Origin of the sequence: Bacillus haimaensis (assembly GCF_048270625.1) — a bacterium.
In the GTDB taxonomy this organism is placed as follows: Bacteria; Bacillota; Bacilli; order Bacillales; family Bacillaceae_I; genus Sutcliffiella_A; species Sutcliffiella_A haimaensis.
Map to the genome: position 1 here is coordinate 3,571,327 of NZ_CP158164.1, position 16,564 is coordinate 3,587,890.

Sequence of the window (16,564 nt, forward strand, 5' to 3'; positions counted from 1 at the left end):
GTACCATATATTAGGGGAAAGGCAGGATGAATATATGCGAACGATTCTATTTCTTTTGATATTAATTTTTATCCTAATGCTCGTTAATATATGGGGATCCAATAGCGCTGAAAAACGCGTTGCCCCGCTTCAGGAAATCGAGGTTTTTGAGGAAACAGATAAAAGAGGAGTCCTACTATGAAAAATCTGCTATCATCCTTTACAGTCTTTTCATCGATACAATGGCTGTTTTTTATTTTTGCCAACACAGTAGTCGTTCCTCTATCGATAGGAGCGGCTTTTGACGTTTCACCGGAAGTGAGCCGGATGATGCTGAGTGCATCGCTCCTGTTCACAGGGCTCGCGTGCATTTTCCAGGGCTGGATAGGCCACCGCTATCCACTATTGGAAGGGCACTCCGGTCTGTTGTGGGGCGTGATGCTGAACCTCGGCCTGACCGCTTCTTCACTTGGCATGAGCTTCACGCAGATAGGAGGCGGACTCGCAACCGGTCTTCTACTTGCTGGCGCTGTCACGATGCTGATGGCCCTGTTCGGTTGGACCACCGTCCTTCCTAAAATTTTCACTCCGATGGTGATGACGGTCTACTTATTTCTTCTGACATTCCAGCTCATGATGGTATTTTTCCAGGGGATGCTCGGGATTACGGACGAGGGCACCATGAACGTAGGGGTCAGTCTGCTATCACTGTTCCTTGTTATCTTTGTCAGTGTACTGAAAATAAAGGCACCAAAAGCCATCGGGAACTTTGCGATACTGATTGGAATTGTTGTGGGGTGGATGCTTTATGTGGTCTTATTCCCGGAAAGCGGACAGGAAGCGCCTGCCGCAGCCTTTTCATTCGGGTTATTTCCACTTGGTGCACCTAATCTGGAATATGGCATTATCGCCGTTGCGTTCTTCGCTGGCATGCTGAATCTGAGCAACACGATCGCTTCCGTTCAGGCAGCAGCAGAGCTCTATCGTGAAAAAGCAAAGCCCGGCCAGTTCCGGAACTCGTTCTTTTTTACAGGAATGTTTTCGATGGTGGCGTCCTTGTTTGGACTTGTCCCGTACACGCCGTTCACTTCTACCATTGGATTTTTACAAAGTACAAGAATTTTGGATAAACGGCCGTTCTTTATAGGTGGGATGCTGCTTGCAGTGATCGGGCTGCTGCCTCCATTGACCTCGTTCCTCGTGACGATGCCGATGACGGTCGGGAATGCGGTATTGTTTGTGGCATATCTGCAGCTGTTCGGTACTGCCTATGGAAGTTTGCGTGGAGCGGTGTTCAATTCGGATACGATCTTCCGGCTTGCAGCTCCGGTACTGTTGGGAGTTTGCCTGATGAATACGTCACCGGCCGTTTTTGGTCCGCTGCCCGTATTGTTGCAGCCGTTTTTGACAAACGGATTAATCATGGGGGTATTATTATCCATCGTGTTGGAAAAAGTCACGAACTGGAAACAGTTTGAGGATAAAGAAGTGAGGAGAGCTTGAGAGGTGATTGTTTCTCAGGCTTTTTTTATGTCCGAGTCCTATGTTCGGATGCGCTATCTAATTTGCGATTCATTAGATTTAGCATTCCCATAACATCCTCTTGTTGCCCTTGCTCAATACGATCAAGCTTTTGAAAAACTTAACTGAATTGTTGATTGACGCCTATGAATTGCTCGTCGATGTTTTTGAATTGCTGATCGATGCCAACGAAATGCTGGTCAATACTTTTGAATCTCTGATCGATGCTTTTGAATTGCTGGTCAGATTCAACAAATTTTTTGTCCATCTCATTAAATCGCTGGTCGACCGCTCCAAATTTTTTGTCCATATGTTCCAATAACACTTGTAGCATTTCCTGATTGTCCATGTAAATCACCTCCATGTATTTATAGTTGGATTATAGCATGTTTATATTCTGCTCATAGCTTCCATTTTCGAACAGATATGACTCAGAAAATTGCTTTTTCGAGCAAAATAAACCTTATCAACACAAAACAGCCGTCCGATATTTCAGGACGGCTTTCCTTTAATTTAATTCCAACTGCCTCATCATCTTCCTCTTCGCATAGTAATAATACCCTGTCTGAATCACGAGATAGATCCCCGCAATCGTAAGGAAGTGAAGGAAAAAGCTTGGATTCTCCATGATTCCTCCTGCATCCTTGGCGAAGACGACAATGTAATGGAAGGCTACGGCTGTTCCGAGTAACGGTGCGAAGAAGAATAGGACCTTCAGCTCACCCGCAATGAGGCGCTGGATTTCCTTTTTCGTAATTCCGATTTTATACAGCTTGTGATATTTCTCCTTATCCTGTTCAATGTTCGAAAAGACGTTCAGATACAGCAGGATGAACGAGCCGAAGAAGAACAGCACGCTGATAAAAGTGGAGACGAAGAACATGATCCCGCTGGAGTTTCGTTGGTTGTTGTAGTCGGCGATTCTGGATGAGGGCTTTAACATTTCCTCTTCTGAGAGATAGGAGAAGTGCTCATTGTTGAAAGGTGGCGTTGACTGATTGTGTTCCAACAGTTTTTGCTCCAACCCCTCCACAGCAACCTCTGACTCCTTCCAGGCTTCCACGTTCAGTAGATGGATGCTGGCCTCCTCCTCAGCCAGACGGTTCCTCAGCTTATCATAATCCGCATCGTTTACTACCAGAAAGTCTGCGAGTGGATAGCTCAAGTTGTTGACTTGTTTTTCCACAATCGATTCCTTTAAGGTTAAATGAATATCGCCTTTTTCAAGGGTCAAACCATTTTCGTAAATGCTATCCCCACCTAGATATTCGGGCATTTGATTGTGAAAATAGATGTATTCACCATCCCCGACTACCTTGGACGACCCTGTCAGGCGATGAAAGTCAGACAGAGGCATGAAGGTATAGCGGTTGATCAAATCATCCCAGTACGGATCCTCTTCATGGTATTCGAAAAGCTGGATAGTAAGATGTTCTTTTATTGGATTCCCTTCAAAAATGGACACAAGTTCCTTCTCCGAGATGTTGTTTTTCGTTACCGTCTCGACAAACGCAATATCATAAGGATGATCTTCCACCACCTGCTTTTCTGTAGCCGAATAGATGAACAACAATAAGGTCGTGTAGAAAATCGTCACCATCCCCATGACCGTCACCAGCATCAGGACCGCCGTGAGCTGCTTGAATTTATATTCCAGACTCGTCAAGAATAATAGCTTCCGATAATAGAAGGGTTTATGTTTTTTTGCCATTTCGATAAAGAAGCTCATCGATTGCGAAAGCGCAATATACAGCCCGAACAAGAGCGTGATGGTCCATATCAGGAGTGTCAACCCGTCGCCACCTGGATTTGACTCGTTCAAATAATTGAAATAGAGCATCAGTGCCGAGCCGATGACGAGCGCGACCCCGAAACCGCCGAGCAGTGGGCTTCGCAGCTTGATCGCATCGGCAACGCGGTCGCTCTTCAGGCTGTCGGAAAGTGTTCGGAACAGCGTAAGGTAAAGCGTGATCCCAACAGATAGGAGAAAAACGATCAGAAATGCCCCAATGGTATAGCTGAACATCTCGAATGAAAGGTGAAACGGTACCTGCCCCATCCCGGCACTATTCATCAAGACCAGAAAGAATAGCCTTGAAAAGACTGTCCCAGCCAATAGACCGCTGACAATGGAGGCTGCCGCGATCACGCCATTTTCAACCAACAGAAGTCTCACGATATCCCGGTTGGACATGCCGAGGGTCATCAGCAATCCGAACTCTTTCCTCCGCCTTCTCGTAAAAATTCTGTGGGCATAGTTGATGAAAAATACCGTGAAGATGATCAGTGCCACCCCCGGAATGGCAAGTGCGTCCTGGATCGATTCCAGCTCCTTTACTTCTACAATCTTCTCGTTAAAATAAACCGTGGCATACATGAAGAAGAACATGACAGCAAAGCTATTGCATAGGTAGTAGAAAATATATTTCCCCTTATTCTGCTTTGCCATCTTCCAGATAAGCTGATTAAATGTCATGGCTTCTGCCTCCAAGAACGGCAAGATTATCCATGATCTGGTCCAAAAACTCTTTTCGCTCGCCTTTTCTTACGATATAGGAATCGATTCGTCCATCTTTTATAAAGACCACCTTGCGACAGTAGCTTGCCGCAAACACGTCATGTGTGACCACCAACACCGTCGTTTGCAGCTCCACCACAATCTTCTCGAAGCATTCCATGATGACCGAGGAAGATTTGGAATCTAGATTGCCGGTCGGCTCATCGGCGAAAATAATGCTTGGGTCGTTCACGAGCGCACGGCTGACCGCAGTCCGCTGCTGCTGACCGCCGGAAATCTTGAACGGATATTTACTCAGGATGGTATTGATTCCGAACAGGTGAGCGAGCTCATTCACCTTTTCATCCATATCCTTTGCTACTCTTTTCTCCAACACCATCGGAACGAGGATATTCTCCCTCACCGTCAAGCTGTCCAGCAGATTGAATTCCTGAAAAACAAATCCAAGCTGCTTCCGGCGGAATACGGCCAATTCCTCTCCGTTCATGGAGCTGATCTTGCGGCCCTTGATCTCTACCTCGCCTGAAGTCGGCTTATCGATGCCGCTCAGCATGTGGAGCAGGGTCGTCTTGCCACTTCCGGATGGCCCCATGATCGCGATGAACTCGCCTTTGTTTATCGAGAGGTCCACCCCGTCAATTGCTTTTGTAGAGCCTTCTCCGGTGGATTCCCCATATATTTTAACTAGCTTGCTAGCTTTTAAGATTGGTTCTGTCATTTCTATGTCCCCCCTCTGCTTTCTATTTTCATCTTACAGGGTTCATACAATCGCAACCATTTTTCCCACTAAAAATACCTTACAGTTTTGTAAGGTATCGGATGGTGACCGTGGTTCCTTTTGTTGCTTCCGATTCGATGCTGATTGTGTGGTTCAGCTTGTCGGCAATTTTCCTGCAAAGGTAGAGACCGATTCCTGAAGAGTTCAGGAACCTCCTCCCATTTTCCCCTGTAAAGAATGGCTCAAAGACCCGCTCCACGTCATACGACGGAATTCCCGCCCCTTCATCGATAATGGAAAGCAGCGTGTCGGTACCTTCCTTGGCAACGATGAGCCGCAGTTTTTTACTGCCCTTTTTCAAGCTTGAATATTTAATCGCATTCGAGATGATTTGCTCCAGCATCACTTCATTCCACTTTGGATCTGTGATAATGCAGGAATCCTCCTCCTCACAATCAATTGCCGGAAAGATAGAATGATAGATTAGCTCACTTTTTCTACTGTTAATGATTTTACGCAAGGACAAAAGCAGGTCGACCCCATGGACGTCCAAGTCGTTTTCAAAGCTGTCCATCCTGATCATCGTCAATCCTTGTTCAATGGATGCATGCAACCTTCTGTTCTCGAGCTGGATTTTCTCCAGCACCACCGGTTTATCCTGTGTTTCCATCTCATTCTGGATCATCAATTCCATCACGGACACTGGCGTCTTGAGATGATGCATCCAATGGGATAGAAAGTAGAGTCTTTCCTTGTTCTGCTCTTTTAGGTCATTCAACTCTCTTGAATGTTCATGGTTCGTCTTGCTCATCCATTTTTGAAAAGTTTTCTGTTCTTCCGTGTGCGGTTGATACTCCGCATATTGATGTTGGAGCATCTGCTCGAGCCCCTGATTTGGTTGATAATAGCGGAACCAATCCACGACTAGGTAGACAATCAGCAGGAATCCCCCTATCGAAAGCGGGTACCATACTTCCGTGTTGGCGGGTTCGCTGAGGTGGAAAAAGGTAACGATAGATGTCATGTTGCAAAGGTAAAAGAGGATGAGAACGGCTCTATCCCTCAAAAACTTTTTGAGTATCCTCTTACCCATTGGATTCACCTGGTACGCTCAACATGTAGCCTACCCCTCTTTTGCTGGTGATGACGTTCGGCAGCCCGAGGCTTGCGAGCTTCTGCTTGATCCGCGTCATGTTGACCGTCAACGTATTATCATCGACAAACGTCACCGTGTCCCACACCTCTTCAATCAAGGCCTCCCGCGAAATGTATGTATGATGCTGTTCCATCAGCTTTTTCAACAGCTTGAACTCGTTTTTGCTTAGCTCCAGCTTTTTGTCGTTTAAGGTTACGCTAAGCGTATGATTATCGACGCTCAGTGACCCCACCGACACTTTACTGCTGTCCTGTCCCGCATATTCCCCATATGCCCGCCTTATCGCCGCTTTCACTTTCGAATGCAATATCTCAAACGTAAATGGCTTCGTCATATAATCGTCTGCCCCAAGCTCAATCGCCATTATCTGGTCCATTTCCGAGCTTCTCGCAGAAATGATGATGATCGGTACATTCGACTGCTGGCGAATGCTCCTGCATAAAAAATATCCATCATAGTATGGTAGATTAATATCCAATAAAACTAGGTCTGGCTGTATCGTGGTAAATTCCCCGACAATGTTCCGAAAATCCATTGGGGCGTGCACTTCATATCCATACCGTCCCAAATGGGCGCAGATCAGTTCACTCAGCTGCCCATCATCTTCAATAAGCATCAATCTGTGCATGGTAAGACTCCTTTTAGTGGAAAAACGTGTGTTATAGGTATATTTTAGCAGAAACGGAAGTAGGTTTGATAAAATTACTGCTGCAAAAAAAAAGACCGCCGTTACCAGGCAGCCTTCATCACTATATATTTATTTCTACAGAATCCGGCATTTCCCTTCTGCAAAAGTCACTTGAACCATCCCTTCATCTTGAACCAGATGTACAAGCTCACACCGAGTACCCCCATGACACCAAGTGCAGCAAAGTAACCGTAATGCCACCTCAGCTCCGGCATGTTCTCGAAGTTCATTCCATAGATACCCGCAATAAAGGTTAACGGGGCAAAGATGGACGTGATGATGGTGAGGACCTTCATGACATTGTTTGATTGATGAGAGTTCAAAGAAAGATAATTGTCCCTGATATCTGCCGTCAACTCCCTGTTATTCGTCACCATCTCGGAGAGCTTCAGGAGGTGGTCATAAATATCCGAGAAATATTCCTTTCTTTTCATTACGCCACTCAAGCGATGGGAATTCAGCATCCGGTACAGAAGATCTCGCATCGGGTTGATCGTATGCCTGAGGTTCAACAAGGCATATCTTGTATCGAACAGCTCCTCCATTAATTGGTTCATGGACTTGTTCTGAGTATTGTCCTCGATCTTGTCCAGCTCATCTTCCATCCTATAAAGGAAAGGAAAATAATTATCCACCACATTGTCCAGCACTTCATAGAACACGTAGTATTCGTCCCATTTTTTCACGTTCTTTGGTAGGGCCATCAGATTGTCCCATACCTCATTCACTTCCTTGGAAGGAGCATGATGGAAGGTGACGACATATTTTTCCCCCAAAAGAAATTCAGTTCCTCTTTGGTGATTTCATCATCTTTTTCCTCGATGCAATGTGTCACATAAAACGTATGGTCCTCATAATAATCCAGCTTCGGCCGCTGCAGTCTATGTATGCAATCCTCAATCGCCAGTGGATGGAAGTGGAAAGTTGTCTCCAGGTGTCCGATTTCCGCTTCTGTAGGCTGGTCAAAGTCCACCCAGACCCATTTATAGGCATTCACATTCAAGTTGTCAATCCTTATATCTTTATCTAAATGATGATCTTTTGTCATTCCCACAATTCGTATCACAGTATCTTCCTCTCGCTCTTTCTATAGTTTACTTATACCCCTTTTCCGAAAGTTTTAAATCCAGCGTTGACTCTTGGGTTACCCAAAGGCCTATACTTAAGGTAGACGGCAGAGGTGCACATCTGTAAAGTCTGTTTGGAGGAGTGTAAGCATGTTTAAAATCGGGGAATTTGCAAAACTGAGTGGCCTGTCCATTCATACGTTATACCATTATGAGAGCATAGGCCTGATTGAGCCAAGCTTTGTCGATCCGCATACCAATTACCGCTACTATGACGCGGACCAGCTGGTGTTGATCAATAAAATCGTCGCGCTGAAGGATGCGGGATTTGCACTTGGGGAAATTGTGAAGGTCCTTGGGGACGTGCCAATTAACAAAGAACTCATCCCCTTGCTCGAATCAAAAGCCGAATCCCTGGAAAAACTGCTCGAGCAGGAAACCAACAGACTCGAACGTCTCCGTACCAATATTTTTCTCATAAAAAACGGAGGGGTACCGATGATGAATGACATCTCAATCAAGAAAGTGGAGCCGATATTAGTAGCTTCAATTAGAGAAGAATTTAAAGAAGAGAGTTTTGATACTTTTTGTGAGAGGCTTTGGAATGAAGTGAATGAATACATCGACCGTTCGCCTGCCAAACGGACGATTCCGTGTATGACCCTTTACCATGCAGGTTTATATGTCCATACGGATTCAGTGATTGATCTAGAGGTTGCTGAGCCGATTACGAAGGTGATACCAGAAAGCGCGACCGTGAAGGTGCACGAACTACCTGCCGTTGAAAAAATGGCATGTGTGGTGCATAAAGGACCTTTTTCCACTATCGGAGGAACTTCGCGCGCCTTGTTTGAGTGGATTTCCGAGAACCGGTATAGCGTAAGTGGTCCTTTACGGGAGATCTATCATAAAGGGGACTGGGTGACCGAGGATACGAGTGAGTATGTGACGGAGCTGCAGGTGCCGATTGGATAGCTTTTTCAAGACGCGAGGATTTATTTCCTCGCGTTTTTTGACTGCCGGTTAATCATTTTCTTTTTCATGAAACCTCCCTCCACTATGTGCGTAATACATAGTAATAAAACATTGAGGGGGAATGTAACTTGAAAGAAAAAGGCTGTATCAAATGCGGATCCACCAGCGCAGGAACAAAAGAGATCGCCACAACCGGAACAGGGCTGTCCAAAATGTTCGATGTCCAGCATAACCGCTTCATCGTCGTTTTCTGCAAGAACTGTGGCTACTCGGAATTCTATAACAAGGACACCTCCACCGCTTCGAACTTGTTGGATTTCTTTTTTGGAGGGTGAGGTTCTATATCGTTTAAGCGGGCGTCCCAAACAATGGAGACGCCCGCTTTTTAGATTGCTTCAGCTTTTATGATGAACCGCTGCTGCGTGACATCAAAATAGCCCTTTGACTGGATGCTGCGGTGGATGCTATAAAGTTGTTCCATATAATCAACAACCTCAAAGTCCGGAATCTGCCAGGGAATGGCCATCAAATAATAAATCAACGCCCCTACGTCATAAAATCGCTGGATAGGCGATTCCTCTTTGAATAAAGTTACACGAAAGCCATTCTCCTCAAGCTCTCTTTTAGCGAAGTCCAGCTGCCAGTGGAGGTACTCGTCGTTCAACGGAATCCCGAGCGCTTCATTGATTTCGGCACAATCCGCCCCTCCAACCTGCTGCATCAGAAAAATCCCTCTGTCCGAGGTGACCCTTCTTACCTCAGGTGCAGAATAGGCTTCATGCTTGTTGATGATGAGGTCGAACTGACCTTTTGCAAAAGGCAGGAGATTGTCCTCCTCTATCTCGACCACGGTCACCCCCAATGGTCCGAGCCGCTTTTGGGCGATGGGAAAGTTGGGCTTGTATCCTTCCGTTGCAAACACAGACTGTGGAAACGGCTGAAGCTTGGCAAGAAGCTCGCCCCCACCTGTCCCCATATCAAGCAAGGATGTCGCATCAGTGATCAGCCTTTTCGCCATACTGCCGTAAGACCATGAGAGCAGGCTGTTGGCCATACGCCCTGTATCCGTCACATAGGAAAAATCCCACCCGGAGAAATCCTGTTCGGCCTCTTTTAAATAATGGATGAATGATTTGTCATTTAACATGTGATTACCTCCAATTTTAGTATGCTTTGCGCAGGCTTGCCCGCCGGAGGTCCGCGACTGCGTTTTTATATGTCATGCTTCAATAGATTCATAGTGGATAGTCCTTTCATCTTTATCTCCTTCTAATATACCAAATGTTCCGACTGCTTAACTCTCCCAGTCAAATAATATTTCCAACCTCCTGTTTTATATTCTCTTGTATACGACCATATTGATACTAAGACTCTGTGAATATATCAGTTCTAAGGTCCATTTTATTCACATATACAGGTATTAACTCTTACTATGGGACAAGCACTCGAATTGGAGGGAAAATCTTATGAGAGATTTAAAAACCTTGGAAAGCATGCGAGGCACAAGCATCCTCGTTATGGTAAGCGGTATTTATGAAGATGTCCTGGATCCGCTTGCGAGGCATCTCGAGGCTATGGAAGAATCGAAAGGGCTATCACTCTTTTTACGTACCGGGGGCGGGGATACAACCACGGCATTTAATATAGTGAATCTGATCAAGCAATATTTCAAAGAGTTTGAGATTATCATCCCGACCGTGGCCCATAGTGCAGGAACACTCTTGTCACTTGGGGCAAGCAGGCTAGTCATGACAAAACAGGCCTCCTTAAGCCCATTTGATCCATCTGTCCGAAACGACCGCATTAATGATGGAATGAATATAAGCTGGCGCGATGTTAGTTATTTTATGTCCAGCGCACGCGAAAGCTTGAACCTGTCGACTTCTGGGGATCCAGCGCAGCCCCTGCAAGCACTTATAGAAAACCAGGTCCACCCTTTACTGTTGGGACACGCAGAAAGAACCGTCTCGCAGATCAGGACGTATGCCCCGCTTTTGCTTGGCAACCGCCACAACCGGCCTGCCGAAGAAATCATCCATCATTTTCTGGAATCCAATACACATCATAACTTCCGATTCTATAGGGATGAGGTCAGTCGCGTAGGGCTAAACGTCATCCATCCCACGAAAACGGAAGAAAAGCTGATCCTATCCATTTTTGAGGACATCTCCAAGGAACTGGACCTGAATAACCATGAAAACAAACGGGGGCATGTGAAGGCGCTGATTCAATCTAGTAAGTACGGCAAATCAGTCTGCATCAACACCAAGGAATTTGAAGGTTGGATGGATGAAGATGAAAGGTTTACGAAGGCGAAATTATTATCCTGATGGAAAGGAAAGCATGTCTGTTTAGGAGACATGCCTTCTTTTTATTTTCACAAATATTCTTCAATGACAGCCATCACCTTATGCGGCCCGCCTGCTTTATTCGAAGGAATAACCAATATGCTGCATGAATCGGGATAGTAACCCGAGGCAAAGCTTACACCGGGGTCATATCCCATCACATGGTACTTATAAATGGCATCGTTTCGTTTGTCGATCCATATACCGTATCCGTAATATTCATCTTTCCCAACCTCTACATGGGGAGTGAGGAGTTGGCTTGTGATTTCTACATTCAATAATTTCCGCTCCATCAAGGCTGTCCAAAGCTTCGCCATATCAGGTGCTGATATATAAGCCCCGCCATCCGCCCCACCTTTTATAGGTATGGAATAGATATTACTTCTCCAGGTTCCATCTTCGTTATCTATATAGCCTGTCGCAGTATCGTCAGGTAACTGGTCGAAGGAGAAATATCCTGAGCCCTTCATTTCGCAAGGGAGAAATATATTCTTCTCCACATAATGTGTAAAGCTTTCACCGGTGACGTGTTCAACCAACATTCCCAATAATACAAATCCGGCATTATTGTAATGGAATCTTTCACCAGGCAGGAACATCATTTTACCCTGCTGGAACATTGGCAAAAAATCTTCCAATTGCTTTATCTGATACATGGGCCTGTTTTTCCACAGATCCTCATAATCCTCCATTACTTCTTCGTCAAAATAATCCGGTATTCCCGATGTATGAGTTAACAGGTGATGTACCGTAATCCCCTTATCAAAATGAGGAAAGTCATTGGACGTCAGCACTTCACTGATTTTCGTCTCGAATGCCAGCTTCCCCTCCTGAACAAGCCGACCTATCGCGATGGCTGTAAAAAGCTTGCAGCCCGAAGCAATCCCGAATCTGGTCTCCACCTTATTTGGCAATCTATCAGACCGGTTGGCATATCCAAGGGCAGATCTATACAAAACTTCATTTTTTTCCTGGATCCATACAACACCAGAAAAATCAATCTCTCTGGCTTTTTCCTCTATTACACTATTTATCTTCATTCACACACACATCCTATTGTTTGTTCAATGGCAAGTGGTTAGGGACTCACTAACAATATTACCATATTATTCATAAGCGATTTCATTCTTCTCTACCAACATACCAAATATTCCGAACCTTATCTGCAACAGTTCCTCCCATTACCTGATACAATAGAAAATATAGAATGTCAAAGGGGGAACTCTCTATGAAAATACTTGTTGTTGGTGCAGGCGCGGTCGGCGGCTACTTTGGCGGCAGGCTGTTGGAAAAAGGCGAAGACGTGACTTTTTTGGTAAGGGAGAAGCGGAAAAGGCAGTTGGAGGCGACCGGCCTGGTTGTCAAAAGTGTACATGGGGATGCAGTGTTGCAGCCTTCTCTCCTTACAAGCGGTCAACAGGTGGAAGCCTATGACGTCATTTTATTATCCATGAAGGCTTATCACATGGAGGCGGCAGTGGAAGATTTCAAACCGTATGTCGGGCCTGGAACGATGATCGTTCCGTTGTTGAACGGGATATCGCATGTGGAAAAGCTGGTTACTGCCTTTGATGAAAAGAATGTCCTCGGCGGCTTGTGCTTTGTGGAATCGACGCTGGATTCAGAGGGCAGCATCGTGCAGACGAGCGGCATCCATGATCTCGTTTTCGGGGAACGCAACGGCGAGCGGACCGAACGGGTGTTGAAGCTTGCAGAGGTGTTTGGCGGTACGAAGAGCAATTTTGTCCTATCTGATAATATCAACCGGGATATGTGGCATAAGTATCTGTTTATCGCTACTTTGGCAGGTGCGACGACCTTGTTCCGCTCACCGATAGGCCCTATCAGGGAAGATTACCTGGGAGCTGCTATCATAAAAGATACCTTGCATGAAGTGGCAGCCGTGATGCGCAGTGTGGATGCACCGATTGCGGAAAATATCGTGGAACTGAACTGGGACAAACTCCACAGCATCGAAGCCGGCATGAAATCCTCCATGCAGCGTGACATGGAAAAAGGATTACCGGTTGAAGCGGACCACTTTTTCGGGTATCTGCTTGGGCTAGCGGCAGACAAAGAGATTTCCGTACCGACTTTGGAGAAAATCTACGCCAATTTGCGTATTTATGAAGGACAATAACGGTTTGAATGGTGCTTCCTGTGGGACAGGGGCACCCTTCTTTTATGAAAATAGGTAATTGCCGGTCTTAGTTAGAGGCTGATATTGGTTAATCGATCCAAAAGTGTGGGTGATCGAGCGGAAAATGGACCAAATCGATCCGTTGGAGAGGATAATTGATCCGAAACCTGTCATTATCGGTCCAAACCGTGCAATAATCGATCCAAAATACAAAAAATGGAAAAGTTTTTAACCAGACCTATAATTTCCCAAAAACGTATTCCAATCAAAAAGCGAACCCCCTCACAAAATTGTGCTGGAGTTCGCTTCCCTCTTTCCCATGCATTAAGTTAAACCTAGTAAGCCTTCGCCCAATACACCATATGCTTCGCTTTCGCACCGCAGCACACACACTCATCTGCCAAGCTCTCCTGCTCAAACGGCATGCAGCGCGATGTTGCACTTGTTTCTTCCTTGATCTTTTCCTCGCAACTCTGCTCGCCGCACCACATTGCTTTGATGAAGCCGGCCTTTTCCTCGAGCTGTGTCTTGAACTCGTCAAAGGTTACCGCCACGCTCGTTTTGTCCTCGCGATGCTGTCTTGCTTTTTCCAGCAGGCTCGCTTGGATATCCTCTAGCACCGAAGCAATGGTCGATTCCAATCCGTCCACCGATACCGTCAGCTTCTCACCCGTATCACGGCGCACGAGCACGACCTGGTTCTGCTCGATATCACGAGGTCCAGCTTCTAAGCGAAGTGGAATTCCTTTCATTTCGTACTCATTGAATTTCCAGCCAGGCTTCTTGTCGCTAGCATCAATGCCGACGCGAAACTGTGCAGCCAGACGCTCCTTCAAGTCGAAGGCAAAATCAAGCACTCCCTCTTTATGCTGGGCAATCGGAACAATCATCAGCTGTGTTGGAGCTATTCTCGGTGGAACGACCAAGCCCCGGTCATCGCCGTGGACCATGATCATGGCACCGATGATGCGCGTGGTAAAGCCCCATGAAGTCTGCTGTACATACTGCTGCTTGCCTTCTCGGTCAAGGAATTGGATGCCGAAAGCCCTCGCAAAACCATCACCAAGATGATGGGACGTCGCGGACTGCAGCGCCTTTCCGTCATGCATCAAACTTTCAATTGTGTACGTATGCTTCGCTCCAGCAAACTTTTCCTTCTCCGTTTTCTGGCCCTTCACGACCGGGATCGCGAGGAACTTTTCGCAGATCTCGGCATACACTTCGAGCATTTTCACCGTTTCTTCCTGTGCAAGCTCATCTGTCTCATGGCAAGTATGCCCCTCCTGCCACAGGAACTCTAGTGTACGAAGAAATGGTCGAGTCGTTTTCTCCCAACGCACCACGTTCGCCCACTGATTGTACAGCTTCGGCAGGTCGCGGTAGGAATGGATGATATTTTTGTAGTGCTCCCCGAAAAGCACCTCAGAGGTCGGGCGCACGACCAGACGCTCTGCAAGCTTCTCATCGCCGCCATGTGTCACCCAAGCCACTTCCGGTGCAAAGCCTTCAATATGGTCCTTCTCTTTTTGCAGCAGGCTCTCCGGAATGAAGAGCGGCATGTATACATTCTCATGGCCTGTTTCCTTGATGCGGCGGTCCAGTTCATTCCTGATATTTTCCCATAGCGCATAGCCATAGGGACGGATGATCATCGAGCCGCGCACACTCGAATAATCCACAAGCTCCGCCTTCGTCACGACATCGGTATACCACTGCGCGAAATCCTCATCCATACCGGTAATTCTCTCTACAAACTTCTTGCTCATCGCAAACACCTCTTTTATCAAAATAAAAAAAGCCACGCTCGTATAAGGGACCATTTCTGGCGGTACCACCCTCATTCAAAGCATCGCTTTACACTCTTCCATGGTAACGGTTTTGAACCGCTGCATCTTCAATCAATCCGACACAGAACTCCGAGGCAGGTTCGAATGAACATCTATAGGCGCCTTTCACCAATCAGCACCCTCTCTAAATAGACGCGACCATCCTACTAATCCTCTTCCACGTTTTCATATTTGAAAAGATTATATCCAGTTTGGTATGTATTGTCAATATTCTTAAAAAGGGAGCTCGTGCGTTCGATAGTCGATGCCCATTTCATCAAACCAGGCATTCAGGCCAGTCCATAAATTTTCACATAGCTTATAGAGGGTTTCTTTTTCACGAAGATCCCCGACTTCAAGAAACTCCACAAGCTCCCGATATCCGCCTGGCTTTGACTTCAAATCCAGTGACTCCTCATAGGTCCGAGCCCTTGTCGTGTAGTATGTACGGTTGGCCAGCCCGATCAATTTTGCGGTCTGCCAGGCCAGGTCCTTTGCACCAAGCGGAATATAGCTAGAATTCCCGTTTTCAAAATTGTTCCTGATTTTGCCCATCGTTTCATACGGTTCCCAAATCATGAATGTCCGCATCATGTCCCGCACCGATTCCTCCGATGCCTGAAACGGTACTTCCTTCAACTCAGCAAAAATCCCCTCTGGATCATGGATAGCTAGAACATTGACGAATGATCCTGCCCAGATGGACCAACCATCATCCATCCTTCTTGCCCGTTCAAACAGCTTGCTCTTTTCACGGCAGCTGAGCTCCAGCTTGAACTTGCCGTAAATGAATTCATGACCCGGAATCGATACGCCGTCCTTTGTCACCACGTGCATCTCGATATCGGAATAAAGGCCCTCTTTTTTATAGGCAGTGGAGCCGTAGACACCGACCGCTATGATATCCTCCCCGAATCTTTCCATCAATCGATCTGTAATAGTCCGGATCATGTTCATCTTCTCTTCCCTCGTTGTTGGTGAAGGGTATGCCAGCATGCTCCTAATCCCCAATCTCAATCAATTCTGTCTTCGTCCCTATTTTCACGGCCTGATAGCTTGCTCCCGCTACCGTTTGAAACAGGATCCCTTGAACGGATTCATCCTGACTAGCCAATTCCTGCATTTCTTCTTTTGATAGTTCATTAGAATCAAACATAACCGTGCCTTTTATTCTTAGGTTGTTGCCTTCCAATTTCTCCAACTCAACTATCTCGTGGTCTAGCATTCTTTCTTCAATCCAACCGGCAATCAACGGTTCGATGCTGTCTACATTTATCGCAAGCCCTTTACTATGGGTCAAGGTGATATCATATGTCATAAGCTGATGGCCTAGCTCCTCATCCCCTTCCATTGAGAAGGTCATTTCGTTAAGGCTTACCTCCATAGGCTCGCTCGTTTGCGGATCTGCACTGCAAGCACCCAGTAGGAAGGCTAGCAGGACAGAAAAAATTAAGCCCTTACATTTTCCGGCACTCATCAGATTGCCTCCTTTTTCAATAATGCTGTTTTCGCATACATTGTTGTTATTGACGTATCCAATGTAAACACGTAATATTACTTGCTATCGTGCTCTTTTCCCTTGTCATAGATTAATTTTCTTAGAATGATAAAGGGAAAAATGCTGTAAA

Annotated in this window: 15 protein-coding genes, 1 pseudogene and 1 other annotated feature; of the genes and pseudogenes, 5 read left to right on the top strand and 11 right to left on the bottom strand. The window is 46.1% G+C overall.

Annotation, left to right across the window (positions count from 1 at the left end):
• Positions 1 to 177: 177 nt before the first annotated feature.
• On the top strand, positions 178 to 1,482 hold the full coding sequence (locus ABN702_RS18175; RefSeq protein WP_417898157.1) for a uracil/xanthine transporter: 1,305 nt from the start codon (positions 178 to 180) through the stop codon (positions 1,480 to 1,482).
• 139 nt (positions 1,483 to 1,621) lie between these two features.
• Here ABN702_RS18175 and ABN702_RS18180 read toward each other — a convergent pair whose 3' ends face one another.
• The 6 genes and pseudogenes from ABN702_RS18180 to corA form a co-directional block, all read right to left on the bottom strand.
• On the bottom strand, positions 1,622 to 1,849 hold the full coding sequence (locus ABN702_RS18180) for a hypothetical protein (RefSeq protein WP_417898158.1): 228 nt from the start codon (positions 1,847 to 1,849) through the stop codon (positions 1,622 to 1,624).
• A 159-nt stretch (positions 1,850 to 2,008) separates the two neighbouring features.
• Positions 2,009 to 3,976, bottom strand: a complete 1,968-nt coding sequence (locus ABN702_RS18185; protein ID WP_417898159.1) for an ABC transporter permease — start codon at positions 3,974 to 3,976, stop codon at positions 2,009 to 2,011.
• Complete coding sequence (locus tag ABN702_RS18190) at positions 3,966 to 4,736, bottom strand: ABC transporter ATP-binding protein (RefSeq protein ID WP_417898160.1); 771 nt, start codon at positions 4,734 to 4,736, stop codon at positions 3,966 to 3,968. Before ABN702_RS18190 ends, ABN702_RS18185 begins: the two co-directional genes overlap by 11 nt.
• A 79-nt stretch (positions 4,737 to 4,815) precedes the next feature.
• Positions 4,816 to 5,829, bottom strand: coding sequence for a sensor histidine kinase (locus tag ABN702_RS18195; RefSeq protein ID WP_417898161.1), 1,014 nt, complete (start codon positions 5,827 to 5,829; stop codon positions 4,816 to 4,818).
• Positions 5,822 to 6,520, bottom strand: coding sequence for a response regulator transcription factor (locus tag ABN702_RS18200; RefSeq protein ID WP_417898162.1), 699 nt, complete (start codon positions 6,518 to 6,520; stop codon positions 5,822 to 5,824). Before ABN702_RS18200 ends, ABN702_RS18195 begins: the two co-directional genes overlap by 8 nt.
• Positions 6,521 to 6,687: 167 nt before the next feature.
• Positions 6,688 to 7,646: pseudogene (gene corA, locus ABN702_RS18205) on the bottom strand (magnesium/cobalt transporter CorA).
• 151 nt (positions 7,647 to 7,797) lie between these two features.
• On the opposite strand from corA, the gene ABN702_RS18210 reads away from it, so the two are divergent.
• Both ABN702_RS18210 and ABN702_RS18215 read left to right on the top strand, forming a co-directional pair.
• Positions 7,798 to 8,622, top strand: coding sequence for a MerR family transcriptional regulator (locus tag ABN702_RS18210; protein WP_417898163.1), 825 nt, complete (start codon positions 7,798 to 7,800; stop codon positions 8,620 to 8,622).
• Between the two features lie 128 nt (positions 8,623 to 8,750).
• Positions 8,751 to 8,957: a zinc ribbon domain-containing protein gene (locus ABN702_RS18215; RefSeq protein ID WP_417898164.1), complete on the top strand. Its 207-nt coding sequence runs from the start codon at positions 8,751 to 8,753 to the stop codon at positions 8,955 to 8,957.
• 50 nt (positions 8,958 to 9,007) lie between these two features.
• On the opposite strand, the gene ABN702_RS18220 is transcribed toward ABN702_RS18215, so the two are convergent.
• Positions 9,008 to 9,769 (bottom strand): class I SAM-dependent methyltransferase, encoded by a 762-nt coding sequence (locus ABN702_RS18220; protein ID WP_417898165.1) that lies wholly within the window; start codon positions 9,767 to 9,769, stop codon positions 9,008 to 9,010.
• A gap of 319 nt (positions 9,770 to 10,088) precedes the next feature.
• Here ABN702_RS18220 and ABN702_RS18225 point away from each other — a divergent pair, with 319 nt between their 5' ends.
• Entirely contained in the window at positions 10,089 to 10,952 is an 864-nt protein-coding gene (locus ABN702_RS18225) for an SDH family Clp fold serine proteinase (RefSeq protein ID WP_417898166.1), read from the top strand.
• Between the two features lie 47 nt (positions 10,953 to 10,999).
• Here ABN702_RS18225 and ABN702_RS18230 read toward each other — a convergent pair whose 3' ends face one another.
• On the bottom strand, positions 11,000 to 12,010 hold the full coding sequence (locus ABN702_RS18230) for a serine hydrolase domain-containing protein (protein ID WP_417898167.1): 1,011 nt from the start codon (positions 12,008 to 12,010) through the stop codon (positions 11,000 to 11,002).
• Positions 12,011 to 12,198: 188 nt separating this feature from the next.
• Between ABN702_RS18230 and ABN702_RS18235 the strand changes: the two genes are divergently transcribed.
• Positions 12,199 to 13,110, top strand: a complete 912-nt coding sequence (locus tag ABN702_RS18235; RefSeq protein ID WP_417898168.1) for a ketopantoate reductase family protein — start codon at positions 12,199 to 12,201, stop codon at positions 13,108 to 13,110.
• Between the two features lie 335 nt (positions 13,111 to 13,445).
• Here the strand turns inward: ABN702_RS18235 and proS are convergent, their stop codons facing one another.
• The 3 genes from proS to ABN702_RS18250 all read right to left on the bottom strand — a co-directional run bounded on the left by proS (position 13,446) and on the right by ABN702_RS18250 (position 16,413).
• Entirely contained in the window at positions 13,446 to 14,876 is a 1,431-nt protein-coding gene (gene proS, locus ABN702_RS18240; RefSeq protein ID WP_417898169.1) for a proline--tRNA ligase, read from the bottom strand.
• A gap of 42 nt (positions 14,877 to 14,918) precedes the next feature.
• Positions 14,919 to 15,126 (bottom strand) — a binding site (T-box leader).
• A 44-nt stretch (positions 15,127 to 15,170) separates the two neighbouring features.
• Positions 15,171 to 15,932: a kanamycin nucleotidyltransferase C-terminal domain-containing protein gene (locus tag ABN702_RS18245; RefSeq protein WP_417898170.1), complete on the bottom strand. Its 762-nt coding sequence runs from the start codon at positions 15,930 to 15,932 to the stop codon at positions 15,171 to 15,173.
• Between the two features lie 4 nt (positions 15,933 to 15,936).
• Positions 15,937 to 16,413, bottom strand: a complete 477-nt coding sequence (locus ABN702_RS18250; RefSeq protein ID WP_417898171.1) for a hypothetical protein — start codon at positions 16,411 to 16,413, stop codon at positions 15,937 to 15,939.
• Positions 16,414 to 16,564: the final 151 nt, after the last annotated feature.

Coding starts and splice junctions, on each gene's coding strand:
- ABN702_RS18230 (WP_417898167.1), bottom strand. CDS start 12,010: ATGAAGATAAATAGTGTAATAGAGGAAAAAGCCAGAGAGATTGATTTT.
- ABN702_RS18200 (WP_417898162.1), bottom strand. CDS start 6,520: ATGCACAGATTGATGCTTATTGAAGATGATGGGCAGCTGAGTGAACTG.
- ABN702_RS18180 (WP_417898158.1), bottom strand. CDS start 1,849: ATGGACAATCAGGAAATGCTACAAGTGTTATTGGAACATATGGACAAA.
- ABN702_RS18185 (WP_417898159.1), bottom strand. CDS start 3,976: ATGACATTTAATCAGCTTATCTGGAAGATGGCAAAGCAGAATAAGGGG.
- ABN702_RS18245 (WP_417898170.1), bottom strand. CDS start 15,932: ATGCTGGCATACCCTTCACCAACAACGAGGGAAGAGAAGATGAACATG.
- ABN702_RS18190 (WP_417898160.1), bottom strand. CDS start 4,736: ATGACAGAACCAATCTTAAAAGCTAGCAAGCTAGTTAAAATATATGGG.
- ABN702_RS18220 (WP_417898165.1), bottom strand. CDS start 9,769: ATGTTAAATGACAAATCATTCATCCATTATTTAAAAGAGGCCGAACAG.
- ABN702_RS18175 (WP_417898157.1), top strand. CDS start 178: ATGAAAAATCTGCTATCATCCTTTACAGTCTTTTCATCGATACAATGG.
- ABN702_RS18195 (WP_417898161.1), bottom strand. CDS start 5,829: ATGGGTAAGAGGATACTCAAAAAGTTTTTGAGGGATAGAGCCGTTCTC.
- ABN702_RS18225 (WP_417898166.1), top strand. CDS start 10,089: ATGAGAGATTTAAAAACCTTGGAAAGCATGCGAGGCACAAGCATCCTC.
- ABN702_RS18250 (WP_417898171.1), bottom strand. CDS start 16,413: ATGAGTGCCGGAAAATGTAAGGGCTTAATTTTTTCTGTCCTGCTAGCC.
- ABN702_RS18210 (WP_417898163.1), top strand. CDS start 7,798: ATGTTTAAAATCGGGGAATTTGCAAAACTGAGTGGCCTGTCCATTCAT.
- ABN702_RS18235 (WP_417898168.1), top strand. CDS start 12,199: ATGAAAATACTTGTTGTTGGTGCAGGCGCGGTCGGCGGCTACTTTGGC.
- proS (WP_417898169.1), bottom strand. CDS start 14,876: ATGAGCAAGAAGTTTGTAGAGAGAATTACCGGTATGGATGAGGATTTC.